18 protein-coding genes are annotated in these 16,976 nt (G+C 31.9%); 9 read left to right on the top strand and 9 right to left on the bottom strand.

The window, feature by feature from the left end; all coding sequences use genetic code 11:
- Positions 1 to 37: 37 nt before the first annotated feature.
- From B4L98_RS00090 to B4L98_RS00070, 5 genes are all read right to left on the bottom strand, one after another.
- A complete protein-coding gene (locus B4L98_RS00090; RefSeq protein WP_221856601.1) occupies positions 38 to 2,122 on the bottom strand; it encodes a flotillin family protein in 2,085 nt (694 codons plus the stop codon).
- A 99-nt stretch (positions 2,123 to 2,221) separates the two neighbouring features.
- On the bottom strand, positions 2,222 to 2,914 hold the full coding sequence (locus B4L98_RS00085) for an OB-fold-containig protein (RefSeq protein WP_125350042.1): 693 nt from the start codon (positions 2,912 to 2,914) through the stop codon (positions 2,222 to 2,224).
- A gap of 19 nt (positions 2,915 to 2,933) precedes the next feature.
- Positions 2,934 to 3,131: a DUF4177 domain-containing protein gene (locus tag B4L98_RS00080; protein ID WP_125350043.1), complete on the bottom strand. Its 198-nt coding sequence runs from the start codon at positions 3,129 to 3,131 to the stop codon at positions 2,934 to 2,936.
- Between the two features lie 69 nt (positions 3,132 to 3,200).
- Positions 3,201 to 3,905 carry a PspA/IM30 family protein gene (locus tag B4L98_RS00075; RefSeq protein ID WP_125350044.1) on the bottom strand — a complete coding sequence of 235 codons (705 nt, stop codon included), beginning with the start codon at positions 3,903 to 3,905 and terminating at the stop codon, positions 3,201 to 3,203.
- A gap of 12 nt (positions 3,906 to 3,917) precedes the next feature.
- Complete coding sequence (locus tag B4L98_RS00070; RefSeq protein WP_219034890.1) at positions 3,918 to 4,310, bottom strand: YbjN domain-containing protein; 393 nt, start codon at positions 4,308 to 4,310, stop codon at positions 3,918 to 3,920.
- A gap of 93 nt (positions 4,311 to 4,403) precedes the next feature.
- On the opposite strand from B4L98_RS00070, the gene B4L98_RS00065 reads away from it, so the two are divergent.
- Positions 4,404 to 5,063: a helix-turn-helix domain-containing protein gene (locus B4L98_RS00065; protein ID WP_286495889.1), complete on the top strand. Its 660-nt coding sequence runs from the start codon at positions 4,404 to 4,406 to the stop codon at positions 5,061 to 5,063.
- 162 nt (positions 5,064 to 5,225) lie between these two features.
- Here the strand turns inward: B4L98_RS00065 and B4L98_RS00060 are convergent, their stop codons facing one another.
- Positions 5,226 to 6,434, bottom strand: a complete 1,209-nt coding sequence (locus B4L98_RS00060; RefSeq protein ID WP_286495890.1) for an acyltransferase family protein — start codon at positions 6,432 to 6,434, stop codon at positions 5,226 to 5,228.
- A gap of 108 nt (positions 6,435 to 6,542) precedes the next feature.
- Between B4L98_RS00060 and aspA the strand changes: the two genes are divergently transcribed.
- Together aspA and B4L98_RS00050 are read left to right on the top strand one after the other, a co-directional pair.
- Positions 6,543 to 7,940, top strand: a complete 1,398-nt coding sequence (aspA, locus tag B4L98_RS00055; protein WP_114997768.1) for an aspartate ammonia-lyase — start codon at positions 6,543 to 6,545, stop codon at positions 7,938 to 7,940.
- A gap of 52 nt (positions 7,941 to 7,992) precedes the next feature.
- On the top strand, positions 7,993 to 8,298 hold the full coding sequence (locus B4L98_RS00050) for a hypothetical protein (RefSeq protein ID WP_114997765.1): 306 nt from the start codon (positions 7,993 to 7,995) through the stop codon (positions 8,296 to 8,298).
- A gap of 72 nt (positions 8,299 to 8,370) precedes the next feature.
- Here the strand turns inward: B4L98_RS00050 and B4L98_RS00045 are convergent, their stop codons facing one another.
- The gene (locus B4L98_RS00045) at positions 8,371 to 9,513 is read right to left on the bottom strand and encodes a DEAD/DEAH box helicase (protein WP_286495891.1); all 1,143 of its coding nucleotides are present in this window, start codon (positions 9,511 to 9,513) and stop codon (positions 8,371 to 8,373) included.
- 243 nt (positions 9,514 to 9,756) lie between these two features.
- On the opposite strand from B4L98_RS00045, the gene B4L98_RS00040 reads away from it, so the two are divergent.
- Together B4L98_RS00040 and B4L98_RS00035 are read left to right on the top strand one after the other, a co-directional pair.
- A complete protein-coding gene (locus B4L98_RS00040) occupies positions 9,757 to 10,932 on the top strand; it encodes a trans-sulfuration enzyme family protein (protein WP_286495892.1) in 1,176 nt (391 codons plus the stop codon).
- Positions 10,933 to 11,025: 93 nt separating this feature from the next.
- Complete coding sequence (locus B4L98_RS00035; protein ID WP_286495893.1) at positions 11,026 to 11,535, top strand: hypothetical protein; 510 nt, start codon at positions 11,026 to 11,028, stop codon at positions 11,533 to 11,535.
- Between the two features lie 38 nt (positions 11,536 to 11,573).
- Here the strand turns inward: B4L98_RS00035 and B4L98_RS00030 are convergent, their stop codons facing one another.
- The gene (locus tag B4L98_RS00030; protein ID WP_286495895.1) at positions 11,574 to 12,590 is read right to left on the bottom strand and encodes a threonine aldolase family protein; all 1,017 of its coding nucleotides are present in this window, start codon (positions 12,588 to 12,590) and stop codon (positions 11,574 to 11,576) included.
- Between the two features lie 94 nt (positions 12,591 to 12,684).
- On the opposite strand from B4L98_RS00030, the gene B4L98_RS00025 reads away from it, so the two are divergent.
- From B4L98_RS00025 to B4L98_RS00015, 3 genes are all read left to right on the top strand, one after another.
- On the top strand, positions 12,685 to 13,356 hold the full coding sequence (locus tag B4L98_RS00025; protein WP_221854497.1) for a response regulator transcription factor: 672 nt from the start codon (positions 12,685 to 12,687) through the stop codon (positions 13,354 to 13,356).
- Between the two features lies 1 nt (position 13,357).
- Positions 13,358 to 14,632, top strand: coding sequence for a sensor histidine kinase (locus tag B4L98_RS00020; protein ID WP_221854498.1), 1,275 nt, complete (start codon positions 13,358 to 13,360; stop codon positions 14,630 to 14,632).
- Between the two features lie 65 nt (positions 14,633 to 14,697).
- Positions 14,698 to 15,126 carry a PepSY-like domain-containing protein gene (locus B4L98_RS00015; RefSeq protein WP_114997745.1) on the top strand — a complete coding sequence of 143 codons (429 nt, stop codon included), beginning with the start codon at positions 14,698 to 14,700 and terminating at the stop codon, positions 15,124 to 15,126.
- A gap of 37 nt (positions 15,127 to 15,163) precedes the next feature.
- Here B4L98_RS00015 and B4L98_RS00010 read toward each other — a convergent pair whose 3' ends face one another.
- On the bottom strand, positions 15,164 to 15,811 hold the full coding sequence (locus tag B4L98_RS00010) for a protein-L-isoaspartate(D-aspartate) O-methyltransferase (RefSeq protein ID WP_038332579.1): 648 nt from the start codon (positions 15,809 to 15,811) through the stop codon (positions 15,164 to 15,166).
- A 71-nt stretch (positions 15,812 to 15,882) separates the two neighbouring features.
- On the opposite strand from B4L98_RS00010, the gene B4L98_RS00005 reads away from it, so the two are divergent.
- On the top strand, positions 15,883 to 16,887 hold the full coding sequence (locus tag B4L98_RS00005; RefSeq protein WP_114997742.1) for a Gfo/Idh/MocA family protein: 1,005 nt from the start codon (positions 15,883 to 15,885) through the stop codon (positions 16,885 to 16,887).
- Positions 16,888 to 16,976: the final 89 nt, after the last annotated feature.

Here is a 16,976-nt window from a genome sequence, read left to right as displayed (position 1 = left end):
ACGAATAGATTCAATCACTCTATTATTGTTTAATGGATTAACCTATTTTTTTATTTGAAACACCTAACTGATTCGCAATTCCGAAAAGAGAATTTATAAATCCTGTGTCTTCGCTGTTTCCAGAAGCAGAAGCAGCTTGCTGTAATTTAATTAATGCCGCAGTAATTGTTAAGTTTTTGATGTCGTTTGATGAAATGCCATATTTATCGGCAAGACTTCTCACTTTTCCAGCTAAATCGCTTCCGCCATCTTCGTCAATCAATGCATTTTTGATATCTGTTGCATGTTTCGAATTGTCGATTAAATGATCGAAACCTTTTGCATTCGAAACTTGTTTCACAATATTTTCGAAGAACATTGTTTCTCCACCAACAATGTCAATTTTCGCAGATTTCAATGCATTTGATAACACCTCAGCTTGGGCTCCAGCAATATCTTTTTGAATGTTGATATGAGCCAATTCGATATCTTTTTCTTTTTGTAATTGAAGTTTGAACTCTTCGTGCTCTTTTCCAACACCGTCCAGTTTCTTCATAGCTTCTGCTTTTTCTTCAATTCCTTTTGCTTCTGCTAATGCTTTTTCACGAACAACTTCTGCTTGTGCTAAGCCTTCTTTACGTAACGCTTCTGCTTTTTTCTCGATAACAGATGCTTCTACAGTTCCTTGTTTTTCTTCTGCTTCTGCTTTTGCAACCATTACTTCTGCTTCAGATAGACCAATTGCAGCTTCTTCTTTTGCTTGTGCTTCAGCAATTATTTTACGAGCTTCAGCTTCTTTTGCAGAAGCTTCTTTTTTAGCTTCCGCATCAATTAATAACTCTTGCGCTTTGCGTTCTGCAACTTGTTTTTGTGCATCTGCTTCGATAACTTGACGAGCAGCTTCTTGCTCTGCCGCAATTTTTGCCGCTTCCGCAGCTTTTACAGTTTCGATTAAACGCTCTTCCGCTTCTTGCGATGCAGCAATAATTCCGGCTTGTTTCTGACGCTCAACTTCACGGTAAACTTCAACATCTTTCACACCTTGTTGCTCTTCAATCACGCCTTTTTCTAAAAGAACGCGTTCTTTGATAACGCCTTGAATATTTTTCTTCTCAACTTCGATAGACCTTTCTTTATCAATCTGAGCTAAAGTCACAATTCGCTCACGTTCTGTTTGCTCTAATGCACGATCTTTTTCAACGCGTTCCGTTTCGATTGCATCAGTACGAACTTTATTTTTTTCTGCGATAATAATTTGACGCAATTTATTTTCTTCTTGTACCGCCAATTGCTCTTCTGTTGTAATACGAACAGATTCAGCTTTTAGACGTTCTTCTTCGCGAACTTTTGCAATTTCTGCCTCTTCGCGCGCTTTTATATTTTCGATTTCTCTGCGTTGACGCTCTTCTTTTTCGGCTAATTGTCGCTCTAATTCTAAGATTGCTTCGCGCGCTTCAACGTTTTGTTTTTTGATTACTTTTTCTTCTTCACGACGAATTAAGTTGGCGTTCATATTTTGTTGAGCCGTTAATTCCGTGATTTTTTTAATACCTTCCGAATCTAAAATATTATCAGGGCTCAAGAATTGTAATTCAGTTTGTTCTAAATAATCAATCGCACAGTCATCTAAAATATATCCATTCAAGTCTGTTCCGATGATATTTAAAATTTCATCTCTAAATTCGCGACGAGCTTCGTATAATTCGATAAAATCGAATTTTTTTCCAACTGTTTTTAAAGCTTCTGAGAATTTTGCTTCGAAAATACTTTTTAATGTTTCTGGTTCTGATGCTCGTTCTGTTCCTAAGTTTTGTGCAACATTGATTACATCATTCACCGATTTATTAACGCGAACAAAAAATGCAACTTTGATATCTGCACGAATGTTGTCTTTACAAATTAAACCATCGTGTTGTTGACGAGTAATATCAATTTTCTTAATCGAAATGTCCATAATTTCCATTTTGTGGAAAACAGGAATTACATACATTCCTTTGTTGAAAGCTACTTGCGATCCACCAACACCAGTACGAACGATGGCTTTTCCTTGCGGAACTTTTTTATAGAAAACGCTTAAAACGACGATGAAAGCAATAAAGATGAAAACGATAACACCAACTGCTAAAAGAATAAAATTTGTCATGAGATTTTTATTATATTTTGATTGATTTAGTGAATAATTAAGATTAAAATTTCTTCGATAAGAAACGAAGTAAGTTGAAATATTAGTGTCATAATAGTGTTAAATGTTGTTTAAGGTTATATGTTTGATGACGAAATAATAATGATTTGAAGGCGATTCGTCGGTGATAATAATGGTATCTCCAAAATTAATTTCTTCGCCATTTTGACTTTTGATGTTAAGCGTAATAATATCTTTCTCGATTTGAAATTCCGCAGAGCCTATTTTATCTCCTGTGATTTTAGATTTTGATTTTCCGACTCTTCCGATAAAATCAGTTTCTTCTTCTCCATGATAACCTAATTCTGAATACATTTTAACTAATGGTTTAGTGATCCAATGCATCATAAAATAAGCGATGATGAAAACCGGAATTAAGATTAAAACTGAATACAATCCTAATTTGCTTAATCCAAAAACAATCGAAGAAATAATGGTAATCACCCAACTGATAAATTTGAACAAAGTAATAATCACCATTAACGGAACTTTACCAACATTGATGAATTCTAAACATTTTGCCCAAAAACCTGGTTCGTGATGCACGTCTGCATCAGCATCGTGATCAGCGTCAATTTCGTGGTGGGCATCAACATCATTGATGTCTCCGATATGAAAATCAGAATCTGTTCCAAGATCAATTCCGTCACCAGCTAACAGTTGAAATACCCAATAGACAAGAGAAAATCCCATCAAAATGGTCATAATTCCGTTGGCCAATGGATTAAAAAGAAGGTCTAAAATTTCGGTCATTTAGTGTTAATTTTTAATGTTAAATAGCTCTTCTGAATGTATAATAAATAATTTTCGTTGTGCTGTTGATGGAAAGCGGAGTGGAAGTGATTAATTCCCAGCCTTCATTTCCATATTTATTTAGTAAATCATCCAAAAATGTTTTATCTATTTTGATAGAAAATAAGCCAGCGTTAGGCATTATTTCTATTGTTTTGTATTCATATTTAGATGCCATAGTTTTGATTTTTTAAAAGAGATTAATTTACTAAAAATTTTATAGAAATAATTCACTATAAAAAGTGATTTATTCTTGATTTTTCGACTGAATTTTTAGCTTTAAAGCTTCTAATTCATTTTGAATCAAATCACCTTTCAAGGTTTCGTTAATTTCGTCATCAGCGGTTTTCGAATTGTCCGCTAAACTTCCGTAAGCTTGTGCAAGTGCTTCGTCTTCTTCTACTTTGGCTTTCATGCGTTCTAACATGCTAATTGTGCTATTCGCATCAATTTTTGCCATTTGTTTGTTTACTTGTTTTGTGGCATCAGCAACTTTTACACGAGCTTTTAATGTTGTTAATTCATTTTCCCATTTATTAATGTTGAATTTAAGAACCTCAACGTTTTTGTGCACTTCATTTGCAGATTTTTCATGAATAATCACTTGATTTTCTAATTCAGTAATTTCTTCTAACAATTGATTTTTTAAGCTCAAAGCTTCTTTCGCTAAATTTTCGGCTTGTTCAATTGTAATTTCATTTCGCTCAGCTTTTTCTAACAAAAGAATTGCTTTTCGTTCATAATCTGCAGCTTCTTCTTTCTTTTTGTCGACGCTATTTTGCGAACGAATTGCCATTGCTTTTACCTTTGCGTAAGCCTCTAATGATTGATTAAGATCGTCGCGCATTTCGCGAATTCCTTGTTCTGTCATTTTGATTGGGTCTTCCATTTTTTCGACAACCGAATGTATTTCCGCTTGTCCAATTCTAAAAATACGTTTGAAAATATTCATAGTGATATTGTTTTATTGTTTAGAAAATTCGATTAATTGAGCAGAATATTCGCTCATCAATAAGCTCAAAGAATTTAACGTTGCTTCAAATTCGTTTTGATCAAGATTCGCAATTTGAAGTGTGTAACGATAAATAACTTTTTTTCCGTCTTCTGTTATTGCAAAAGCACCATGAATGATATCGCGATTTTTCATCAACAACGCTTTTAGCATTTCCAGATTATCATTTGTAATTGTAAATAAATACAACTCGAAAATGATAACAGGTGGTGCAATTCCTACAATCAGATTTTGAACACCATCCAATAAATTTTCAATCATAAAAACACCCTCTTTTTCGTCTTTGTAAGTGATGGTGTAATTGATGTTTTGAATAAAATTTTCAATCTTCGAAAAATAATTCATTTTGTTGTTATTAGTGTTTTTTGTAATTTGTTTCCATAAAATTAAACAATTTGCTAAAATAATTAGCAAATAAAAGTGTTAAAATTTTAAATAATGACAAAAATAGGTGAAAATATAAAGAAATTAAGACAAGTTAAGAACTTAACTCAACAGGCTTTTGCTGATTTGTTCGAAGTTAGTAGAGGGAATATTTCATCTTATGAAGAAAAACGTGCAGAGCCACGAATTGAAACAATTTCTCAAATTGCTAAATATTTTAGCATTCCAATAAGTCATTTGATCGAAAAAAACTTAACAGTTAACGAAATATTACACTTTGATAACTATTTTGAGGAAGCTGATATGTTACGAAATGTTAAAAATTTGAGCGCGATTCCTTTTTTATCACGAGAAATAATTCAGTTAAAAAAAGAATTATTTTCTAATATAGAAAATTATCCGTCGATTTACTTTCCAATCTATAATTCGCATCAGTTTATTGCGTTAGAATATTCTTCGGGTATCGCTTCACCTATCGATTTTACAGAAGAAGAATCGTCTATTTTATTTTTTGAACATTTGGAAGTGGAAAATTTACATTTGGTAAATGATAAGTTTGGTTTGTATTTGAATGATGATGAAATTTTTGTTGGGAAGTTTACTCAACACGAAAATCAATTGATTTTGGAATTAAATCAATGGAAACAAATTATTTTTGATGTTGAAAATATTCAGCACTTTTATCAGTTTTATGCTGTTTATAAGAAGGTTTAGAAATAATTTTTATAAGTAAGATTGTTTTCTAAATATTAGATGTTTCTACATCGTTTGACTCGCTCAACATGACAAGAAAATCCAATCTAGGCTGATAATTAATGTCATGTCGAGGAATCGAGACATCTCTTCTAAAAACTTATAATTTACTACTCAAGACTTTTAAACTTTAATATAAATCTTCTTTTTATCTAATAAATAAGCTAACCACCAAAAGAAAGCTAAGAAAATTAGCGAATAAACAAATGAACCAATTTCTGGAATTCCAGGAATTTTAGCGCAAACATTTTCGTAGAACCAACCCAATGGTGAAATGAATTTGATTTCTCTTTTGTCGTTTAAACCAGCTTCAATTCTGATTAAACCTAATAATCGAGGTAATAATCCGCTCAAAACAAAGATGAATAAAGGATTTTTTCCAAAAACATCAAAGAATTTCATGAAACCATTTTTGATGCCTAAAATTTCGATGAACCAAATCATTGATCCAATTGTCAAAATTGCTAAACCAGTTGTGTTGAAAACATAAGAACTGCTCCAAATCTTTTTATTGTACGGAAAATCCCATTGCCAAACGTAACCAATTGTCAACGCAATTGTTCCTAAAACAAATAAGCCAGCTAACATTTTATATTGCGGATTGTCAGTTTTTGGTAAAGGACGATTCAACCAATTGATATTTCCTTGTTTCTGAATATAATCACCAACCAAATACCCAAATAAAACCTGTGGAATAGTAGAAATTGTACTGAAAATTCCTTCGGGATCAAACGGTACTCCTTCTCCTTTGTAAATATGCGCTAAACCAAGCAATTGATTATCAATTTTAGTTCCGATAAAACCTTCTAATGAATAAGGGGTAGAAGTTCCAAGTCCGAAAGTTAAAACCCAATAAAGTAGAAGAATCGCACAACTTATCAATAAAACTTGTTTTTGTTTAAAATAAAAAGCAATCACCGAAGCGAAAAAATAAGCAATTGCAATTCGTTGTAAAACGCCCATTATTCGGATTCCGCTTTCTTCTGAATCTTTCCATGCTTTGAAAATAAGTTCATTATTATCCCACTTGAAAAATGGCCACCAATTGATGAATAATCCAATTCCGAAAATTAGAATTGTTCGTTTTATTACTTTTTGCCAGAAAATTTGTTGAGGTTGTTGTTGTAATTTTGGAATCATAAAAGCCATTGCATTTCCTAAGGCAAACAAAAAGAAAGGAAAAACCAAATCTGTTGGTGTGCATCCGTGCCATTCTGCATGCTCCAAAGGATCGAACATAGCCGACCAAGTTCCTGGATTATTTACCAAAATCATCAACGCAACAGTTGCGCCACGAAAAACGTCTAATGAATAATAACGAGCTGCTTTCATCTCTTTTGTGTTAATGTTTTAAAGATATAGATTTTTTAAATTTTTTGGAAAAATGCTTTTCAAAAAGATACTAGATTATTCCTTACCTTTAATTGTCAATAACAAACAATAAATAAAATGAGAACGGAGTCTGATTTATTAGGAGAATTACAAATTCCTGAAACGGCTTATTATGGTGTGCAAACGCAACGTGCCATTAATAATTTCAAAATTTCCAATAACTATTTGTCACATTATCCCGAATTTGTAAAAGCGCTTGGTGTTGTGAAATTAGGAGCAGCGCAAGCCAATCACGAATTAGGAATTTTATCGAAAGAATTATTTGATGCGATTTCTTTTGCTTCGAATGAGTTAATAGCTGGTAAATATACAGAGCAATTTCCAATCGATATGATACAAGGTGGTGCGGGAACTTCTACAAATATGAATGCAAATGAAGTAATTGCAAATATTGCTTTGGAGTATTTAGGAAAACAAAAAGGAGAGTATCAATTTTGTTCGCCAAATGATCATGTAAACCTTTCGCAATCTACGAATGATGCCTATCCATCTGCTTTGAAATTAGCATTATTTAATATGAATAAACCTTTGGTTGAGGCATTAACTTCGTTGTATGAGGCACTTGATAAAAAAGGGAAACAATTTGGTAATGTTATAAAAATGGGACGTACGCAATTGCAAGATGCAGTTCCAATGACGCTTGGGCAAGAGTTTGAAGGTTTTTCGAATACATTACATAAAGAAGTTGATAATTTAAACCGAATTGCTGCCGAATTATTAGTAATTAATATGGGTGCAACTGCAATTGGAACTGGATTGAATGCTGTTCCAGGTTATGCACAATTGTGTACAACTAAAATAGCTGAAATCATGAATGAAGATGTTTCGTTGGCTGATAATTTAGTTGAAGCAACTTCGGATACAAGCTCGTTTGTGGATTATTCATCAGCTTTGAAACGTCTTTGTGTGAAGTTGTCGAAAATTTGTAATGATTTACGTTTGTTAACATCTGGTCCGAGAACAGGTTTGTTCGAGATTAATTTACCTCCAAAACAACCAGGATCTTCGATTATGCCAGGGAAAGTAAATCCAGTAATTCCAGAAGTAGTGAATCAAGTTTGTTTTAAAGTGATTGGAAATGATTTATCAATAACAATGGCTGCCGAAGCTGGTCAATTACAATTAAATGTAATGGAGCCAATAATTGGTTTTTCGATTATGGAATCGATTCAATATTTAACAAATGCGATGAATACGCTACGTGTTGAATGTGTGGATGGAATTACAGCAAACGCAGAACATTTGAAAAATGAAGTACAAAATAGTATTGGAATTGTTACAGCTTTAAATCCTTACATTGGTTACAAAGCAAGTACAAAAATTGCGAAAGAAGCTTTAGAAACAGGAGGAGGTGTATATCAATTGGTCTTAGATCACGGTTTATTGTCGAAAGAACGTTTGGACGAAATCCTTGATCCTAAAAATATGCTTGGTCCACATATCTAGAAGTTGTGAGTTAGTAGTTATGAGTGATAAGTTTTGAAAAAATAAATTAATAATGAAACCTTCGAATCTTCTAAAAATAGAAACATTAAACGATGAATGGCTAGATAAGGATGTGATTATTTTACATGCTTGTTTTCAGATTTTATGCGATTGTATTGAAAAAGAAAATTTATTTACAAGTCATGTTGATTGGATGTATGATGATGAACATAAAAATGCAAAAATTGAAATTGAAAACTTATATAATTGGTGGAATAAACGTAAGCTCGATAATGATAATTTAGAAAATAATCAATATGAAGAAGATAATCAAATGTTGAAAAAATTAATAGAGTTTAGACAATATCTTTGGACTTGATTTAATTAAAAAATTATGAGTAATGAGTTCAGAGAAAACTTAGAACTTGTTACTCATAACTTAAAACTTATTTTAATATCCGTGTAAATTCACATTATCAGTTGGAAGTAAATCAACTTTTTTACCCATTTTTTTCTGAATGATTTTGAAATGATGCAAATCTTCTTCTGTAATCAAACTAATGGCTTTTCCGTTTGCATTTGCACGACCTGTACGCCCGATTCTGTGCACATAATCTAAAGGCGAACGAGGTAATTCGTAATTAATAACAGTTGGTAAACCTTCGATATGAATTCCGCGTCCAATCAAATCTGTTGCAACCAAAACTTTAATATCACCTAGTTTAAAATCTTCCAAATTATCCATTCTAGCGCCTTGGGATTTCTTACTGTGAATCGCCATTGCAGAGATTTTATTCTTTTTTAATTTTTCTACTAAATTATCTGCAGTTCGTGTCGAAGAAACAAAAACCAAAACTTGTTCTAAGTTTTCAGATTTGATTAAATAACGTAAAAAAGGACCTTTTGTTTCGGCATCAACTTTATAAGCAACTTGTTCGATTTGTTCCAAATCAATTTCTTGTTTTTTGATTTCAACAACAATTGGATCAATACTTAATGTAGATTTTATTTCATCAATTTTATCATTCAAAGTTGCAGAAAATAGAATTGATTGTTTCTTTTTCGGAACACTTTTCAAAATTCGGTTCATCTCATCTCCAAATCCTAATTGGAACATTTTGTCTGCTTCGTCAATCACCAAATATTGCAATTGATCCAATGATAACGCATTATGATCCATCAAATCCAATAAACGACCAGGAGTTGCAATCAAAACTTCAGTTCCATATAAATTCTTCATTTGTGGATTAATTGAAGTTCCACCATAAACAGCTTGTGTTTGTACTTCGCGACGTAAAGCAGTTTGTAATCCTGCAAAAGTTTGTTCAATCTGAACTGCTAATTCACGTGTTGGAACTAAAATTAACGCTTTTATATTACGAGATTTTTCGTACGATTGATGCTGAATTTTTTGTAGCAAAGGCGCAACAAAACACAAGGTTTTTCCAGAACCAGTTTTTGCAATTCCCATCACATCTTTTCCTTTTAAAATAGATGGAATTGTTTCGGTCTGAATTTCAAAAGGTTTTAAAAATCCAAGTTTTGTAATTGCTTTTGATAAATATGGTGATAATCCTAAATTTTCGAATGACATAAATTGATATAAGACTGCAAAGGTAGAGATTAAATTTGAATGATATTTTAGGAATAATTACTCGTTTAATTATTTTTAATCGTGATGAAAATGAAAGTTTTAAAATCGTTTCTGAAATATTTCTAAAAATCTTTTTAGAAACAGTCAAATTATCGAAACAACGATTGAAAACAGAAATAATTTCTGTTTAAAACTTTATTAAAAGCTTTTTGCTTAATAAAACTATCGTTAACTTTGATTCTTATGAAAAAAGATCAGTCTAAGATAATTCGTGAGCAAGCGCCAAGATCTGCTACTCGCGAGCATTCGGTTCCATTATATTTAACATCAAGTTTTATTTTTGATAGCGCAGAGCAAGGACGTGCAATTTTTGCAGAAGAAGAGCAAGGTATGGTTTATTCACGTTATGCAAATCCAAATACAACAGAGTTTATTAATCGCGTTTGTGCTTTGGAAAAAGCAGATGCAGGTTTAGCTTTTGCTTCGGGAATGGCTGCTGTTTTTGCATCTTTTGCTTCGTATATAAAAAGTGGAGATCATATTGTATCGAGTCGTGCAATTTTTGGTTCTACACATCAATTAATTACGCAATTATTTCCGCGTTGGGGCGTAACTTATACATATGTAGAAACGCCAAATATCGAGGATTGGGAAAAAGCAATTCAATCAAATACAAAAATTGTTTTCTTAGAATCGCCTTCAAATCCTGGATTAGAATTATTTGATTTAGAATCTTTGGCAAAATTGAAAGAAAAACATCCGAATGTTATTTTTGCAATTGACAATTGTTTCGCAACACCATATTTACAACAACCTTTGCAATTTGGATTTGATTTATCTATTCATTCTGCAACAAAATATATGGACGGACAAGGTCGAGTTTTGGGTGGAGTAGTTGTAGGGGAAGAAGAATTAATCAACGAAATGATGTTTTTTATTCGTCATACAGGTCCAGCGATGTCAGCTTTTAATGCATGGACAATTTCTAAAAGTTTAGAAACGTTGCCACTTCGTATGGATCGTCATTGCGAAAATGCGTTGGCGTTGGCAGAAGCTTTGGAAAATCATGCTGAAATTGCAGATGTAAAATATCCATTTTTACCATCGCATCCGCAATATGAGTTGGCGAAAAAACAAATGAAAAGCGGGGGTGGAATCGTAACATTTGAAGTGAAAGGAGGAAAAGAACGTGCTTTCAGATTTATTGATGCATTAGAAATGATTTTATATACGTCTAATTTAGGGGATTCGAGATCGATTGCAACGCATCCAGCAACTACAACTCACGCAAAATTATCAGATGCAGAACGTGCAGATTTGGGAATTAGGCCAGGCTCTATTCGTTTATCAGTCGGTTTGGAGGATAAAGTGGATATTATCGAAGATATTTTGCAAGCGTTAGAAAAAACTAAGGTTTAATTAATTTATTGATTAGTTGTTGATTAAATATAAATTTTAATAATTTATTCATTTCAGCACGGACTTTGCTTATTCTAAACGAAAGTTTAGAATATGAAGAAGTTTTTAATTTTTGGTTTTGCGTTGTTTACAATGTCAAGTTATGCGCAAAATAGACCAAATGATGGAAATAATAGAAATGTCGATATTTTAATTGAAAGATCTGATTATTACGGAATATCAAGTAGTCAAAAAAATAAAATAATTGCTTTAAAAAAACAAGCAAGTAAAGATTTCGAAAGAGTTGGAAGAGATCGTAATTTATCTGGTTACGAAAAAGGTAGAAGAAAAAGAGAGATTTCTTACAATTTACAACGTGATATTGATAAAATCTTAAATGATAATCAACGTTATAAATGGTCAAATTCTCATCGTGACGATTATTACAAAGATCGAATTGATGATCGGTTAGAGCGTTTAGAAGACGAATACGAAAGAGATATCAAGGGAATAGAACGTAATTATTCTTACGATAAAAATTTGATGAAACGTAAAAAAGAAATCAGAAAAGCAGAATATAAACGCGCGAAAGAGCGTTTGAAAAATGTGAAAGATTATTATTAAAATAAAAGGATCCAATAATTTATGGATCCTTTTATGTTTTATATTAATTTGATAAAATTTTCTACTTGTTCCTCTGGTGTTGTCCAAGAAGTGACTAATCTAATTGCAGAATTTTCTTCATCAATTTTTTGCCAAATATAAAACTCAAAATCTTGTTGTAGTTTTTCGATAATTGAATTTGGTAAAATAGGGAAAATTTGATTGGAAGATGGTTCTGTCAAAAAGTTGTGACCTTTTGCTGAAATAGCATTTGCTAATTTTTCTCCCATTTGATTGGCGTGTTTTCCCATCTCGAAAAATAAATCATCTCGAAACATTTCCGAAAATTGAATTCCTATCAAACGTCCTTTCGCTAACATTCCGCCTTTTTGCTTAATATGATAACGAAAATCTTCGTCCAATTTTAAATTATTTATCACAATTGCTTCACCTAAAAGTGCACCATTTTTAGTTCCACCAATGTAAAAAACATCTGCAAAATTTGCCATATCTTCTAAGTTTAAATCACATTTAGAAGAAGTTAAAGCAGAAGCTAAACGTGCGCCATCAACAAAAAGGTATAAATTATTTTCTTGGCAAAAATGATAAAGCTTTTGCAATTCCTTTTTTGAATAAACACTTCCAACTTCCGTAGAATTAGAAATATAAACCAATTTTGGCTTTACCATATGCTCGTCCGTATGTGTGGCAAGAATAATCGAAATTTGCTCAGGAGTTATTTTTCCATTATCCGTCGCAATGGTATTTATTTTATGTCCTGTTGCTTCTATCGCGCCCGTTTCGTGAACGGCAATATGCCCGCTTTCGGCTGCAACTACAGATTCGTGTGGTTTTAGAATAGAAGAAATTACAATTAAATTGGCTTGTGTTCCACCAGAAACAAAATGAATTGCTGAATCTTTTTTCAGTCTTTTTTTGATGAACTCTCTTGCTTCATTGCAAAATTCGTCTTCGCCGTAACCAATTGTTTGTTCTAAATTTGTATCGATTAATCGTTGCAAAATTGCTGGGTGAGCACCTTCGCTATAATCATTTTTAAAGCTATATTTTTTCAAAATTGAAATCTTAAATTTTGAGAATAAAAGTAGGAGTTTTCCTAATTCTTTCCTATTTTACTATCTATTTTTACCAATTATTTAAACTGAAGTTATGAAGATTTTAGTCGTAGAAGATGAAATAAAATTGCAAGAAACAATTGTTGAGTTTTTAGAAAAGGAAAAGATGATTGTCGAAACAGCAGATAATTATCAGCAAGCTTTGGATAAAATAATTTCGTTCGATTATGATTGCATTTTATTGGATATGATGTTACCAGACGGTGATGGAATGTCTTTGTTGAAGGAATTGAAGAATCTTCATAAAGAAACTTCGGTGATTATTTTGTCGGCGAAAGATTCGGTTGATGATAAAGTAGAAGGATTATTGGTTGGCGCGGATGATTATTTAGCGAAACCATTTCATTTTGCTGAATTATTGGCTCGAATTAAAGTTGCTTTGCGCAAAAATCTACAAAAAGGAGAGGATGTTTTGAGTTATAAAAATATTCAAATTTTTCCCGAAGATCGTTTGGTAAAAGTAAATAATATCGAACTGAAATTAAACAGAAAGGAATATGATTTGCTGTATTATTTTATGTTGAGACCCGAACGTGTTTTTCAGAAAACAACTTTAGCAGAAAGTGTTTGGGGAGATCATATTGAGCTATCTGATAATTTAGATTTTATTTATTCGCAAATAAAAAATCTAAGAAAAAAAATGAAAGAAGCAAATTCTGAAGCCGATTTACAAGCGGTTTATGGGATTGGTTATAAGTTGATTTAACATGAAAATATCACTAAAAAATTATACATTTCGTTACCTCACATTTTGGTTGCTTATCGTTATTGCGATTTGGGCATTTCTTTTTCATTCCTTGATTTTGGATGAAGTTTATGACAATGTAGATGACGGATTAAAGAATCAAAAAATTGAAATTATTCGAGAAGCTTATCGCGATCCGAATTTATTAAATACAACCGAATTTGGATTAAGTCAATTCAAAATTTCCAAAGTTGATCCAAGTAAATATGATGAAAGAAATCACTTTTCGAATGAGTTGGTTTACATGGGATACGATGATGATATGGAACCTTATCGTATATTGAGAACTGGTTTTTATGACAAAGAAAATCATCCGTATTCATTAGAAATAAGAACCTCAACAGTCGAAGAAGATGAATTGATTTATGATTTATCGATTTCTTTGATTGCGTTGTATGTTTTTATTTTGATTAGTATTTTATTGATTAATCATTTTGGATTGAAAAAAGCCTTCAAACCTTTTGGGCAAATTATTTCTCAATTAAGAAAATATGAAGTAGGAAATAACGAAAAACCAAAACTTGTCGAAACGAATGTGAAAGAATTTTCTTATTTGCAAAAAGAAATTGAGCGAATGATTAATCGAAATGATGAGGTTTTTAATTCACAAAAATTGTTCATCGAAAATGCTTCCCACGAATTGCAAACACCTTTGACAATTGCGCTAAACAAACTTGATTTGCTAATAGAAAATTCAGATTTAAAAGAAAAAGAGGTGATGAGTTTGGTAGAAACCAAGCAAACACTTTGGCGAATGGTGAATCTTAATAAATCGTTGTTAATGTTATCTCGAATCGAGAATAATCAATACAAAAATAATGTTGAAGTTAATTTTACAGCTTTGACAAAAGATTTGATCGAAGATTATGAAGAAATTTTAGAAGCAGAAGAAATTAAATTAGAAACGAATTTTAAGGCAGATTTTATTCTTGATTTTAATATCGATTTAGCGCGAATTTTAATTTCAAATTTGATTCGAAATGCGATCAAACATAATAATGATGAGAAAATTATTAAGATAGAAAGTGATTCAAATCAATTTATAATTTCGAATACAGGGAAAAACGCAACATTGGATTCGAATCTTATTTTTAGTCGTTTTTATAAACAAGGAACAAGTGATGGAAATAATGGCTTGGGGCTTTCGATTGTGGACACGATTATCAAAAATCAACAAAATTTGACGTTACGTTACAATTATGAGTTTCCTTTTCATCAATTTATTTTGAAAAAATAAATTATTCCCAAATCTTTCCTAATTCACTTTGCAACTTTGTCTTAATAATTATAAAATCAAACAAAATGAAAAAGTTTTTAAGTGTTATCATGTTAAGTGCAACGTTGATTTCTTTTGCTCAAGATAAAGCAATAAAATATAACCAAGTTCCAAAAATGGGACAGCAATTTATCAACAAATATTTTGGTGTAAAACAAGTTGGTTCTGTGATGTTGGACGACGATTATTTTTCGAAAGAATATAAAGTGTATTTGGCAAATGGAACAAAAGTAGAATTTGATGGAGACGGAGCTTGGAAAGAAGTCGATGGAAAACGAAATGCTATTCCAACAGGATTTATTCCAGCTAAAATTTCGAATTATGTGAAAAGAAGTTTTCCGAATACTACAATAACAAAAATTGAAAGAGACCGAAAAGAAATTGAAGTGAAATTGAACAATGGACTTGAATTAAAATTTGATAAAAACGGAAATTTTAAGAAAATTGATGATTAATAAATAAAATAAAAAACTCCANNTGGAGTTTTTTATTTTATTTATCTCGGCTTTCTAACATTGGTACAAATTTGAAATCTCCAAATTCGTAATGCTCAAATTGATCTTCTGATAATCTCATAATGACAATCATTCGTTGCGATTGTTCACCAACTGGAATCACCATTATTCCTCCAATATTCAATTGTTTTTTTAATTCTTCTGGAATTTCTGGCGCACCAGCCGTTACAATAATTTTATCAAAAGGAGCAAAAGAAGGTAAACCTTTGTAACCATCTCCATACGTTTGATAACGTGGCTCGAAATTGATTTTTTTCAACATGATTTTCGAGAAATCAAACAAATCTTTTTGTCTTTCAATCGTAAAAACTTCAACACCCAAAGCAACCAAAACAGCAGTTTGATAACCAGAACCAGTTCCGATTTCTAAGACTTTTTCATTAGGCTGAATGTCTAATAATTGTGTCTGAAAAGCAACTGTAAACGGATGCGAAATCGTTTGTCCAGCAGCAATCGGAAAAGCTTCGTCGCGATATGCGAATTCCGTAAATGCGCTGTCTAAAAATAAATGTCGTGGCACTAAATTAATAGCTTCCAATACGTTTTCATCTTCAATTCCTTTCGAGCGCAACAAATCAACCAACATTTTGCGTCGTCCTCTGTGTTTAAAATCGTCTACAGACATATTCCAAAATTTTTACAAAAATGCATTAAATACAACTTATTCTCATTAATTTTAACGGCAAAATCTACCAAATGTTAAAAGTAGGAGTGATCGGTGCTGGGCACCTTGGAAAAATCCATTTAAAGTTATTAAATCAATCGGAAAGATACGAATTAATTGGCTTCTTTGATTCTTTTGAAGAAAATGGAAAAAAAGTTGAAGCTGAATTTGGGTATAAATATTTTAGTTCGATGGACGAATTGATTGATGCTGTTGATGTTGTCGATATTGTGACACCAACGTTATCACATTATGAAGTGGCATTGAAAGTGATCGAAAAAAATAAACATTTTTTCATCGAAAAACCAGTTACGCATACCTTAGAAGAGGCAGATCATTTGTTGAAATTGACAAATGAAAAAGGTTTGAAAGCGCAAGTTGGACACGTAGAGCGTTTTAATCCTGCATTTACAGCGGCTGCACCTTTTATCGAAGAACCATTGTTTATTGAAACGCATCGTTTGGCAGAATTTAATCCGCGCGGTACAGATGTTCCTGTAGTTTTAGATTTGATGATTCATGATTTAGATGTGATTTTATCGATTGTAAAATCAGAAATTAAATCAATTCATTCGTCTGGAGTTTCGGTAATTAGTGATACACCTGATATTGCAAATGCTCGAATTGAGTTTGAAAATGGTTGTGTGGTGAATGTTTCGACAAGTAGAATGTCAATGAAAAATATGCGAAAAATGCGTGTTTTTCAACGAAATGCGTATATTTCAATTGATTTCTTGACGAAAAAGACTGAAATTATTAAAATGCACAAAGCGCCAGAAAATCCAAGTGAATTTGCGATGATTTTGGAAAACGATAAAGGAGATCGTAGAGAAATTTGTTTTGAACATCCAGAAATTTTACCAAATAATGCAATTTTGGATGAATTAGAAAGCTTTGCAGATTCTATTGTGAATAATTCACCAATTAAAGTTTCGTTACAAGATGGACGAAATGCATTGAAAGTTGCATTGGAGATTATTGCTTATTTTGAAAAAGAACAGCAAGTCATTAAAAATCAAACAATCGAGAAAGAATAAATCGATGTTAGATTTTAGAAGTTCGAATTTCGCTAAACGCATGAATATGATGTGATTTTGAAACAAGTTCCTTTAGATTTGAAAATCTT

The organism is Empedobacter sp. UBA5528 (genome assembly GCF_002426075.1).
GTDB classification, from domain to species: Bacteria; Bacteroidota; Bacteroidia; order Flavobacteriales; family Weeksellaceae; genus Empedobacter; species Empedobacter falsenii_B.
This window is presented reverse-complemented; position numbering and strand designations above follow the sequence as displayed.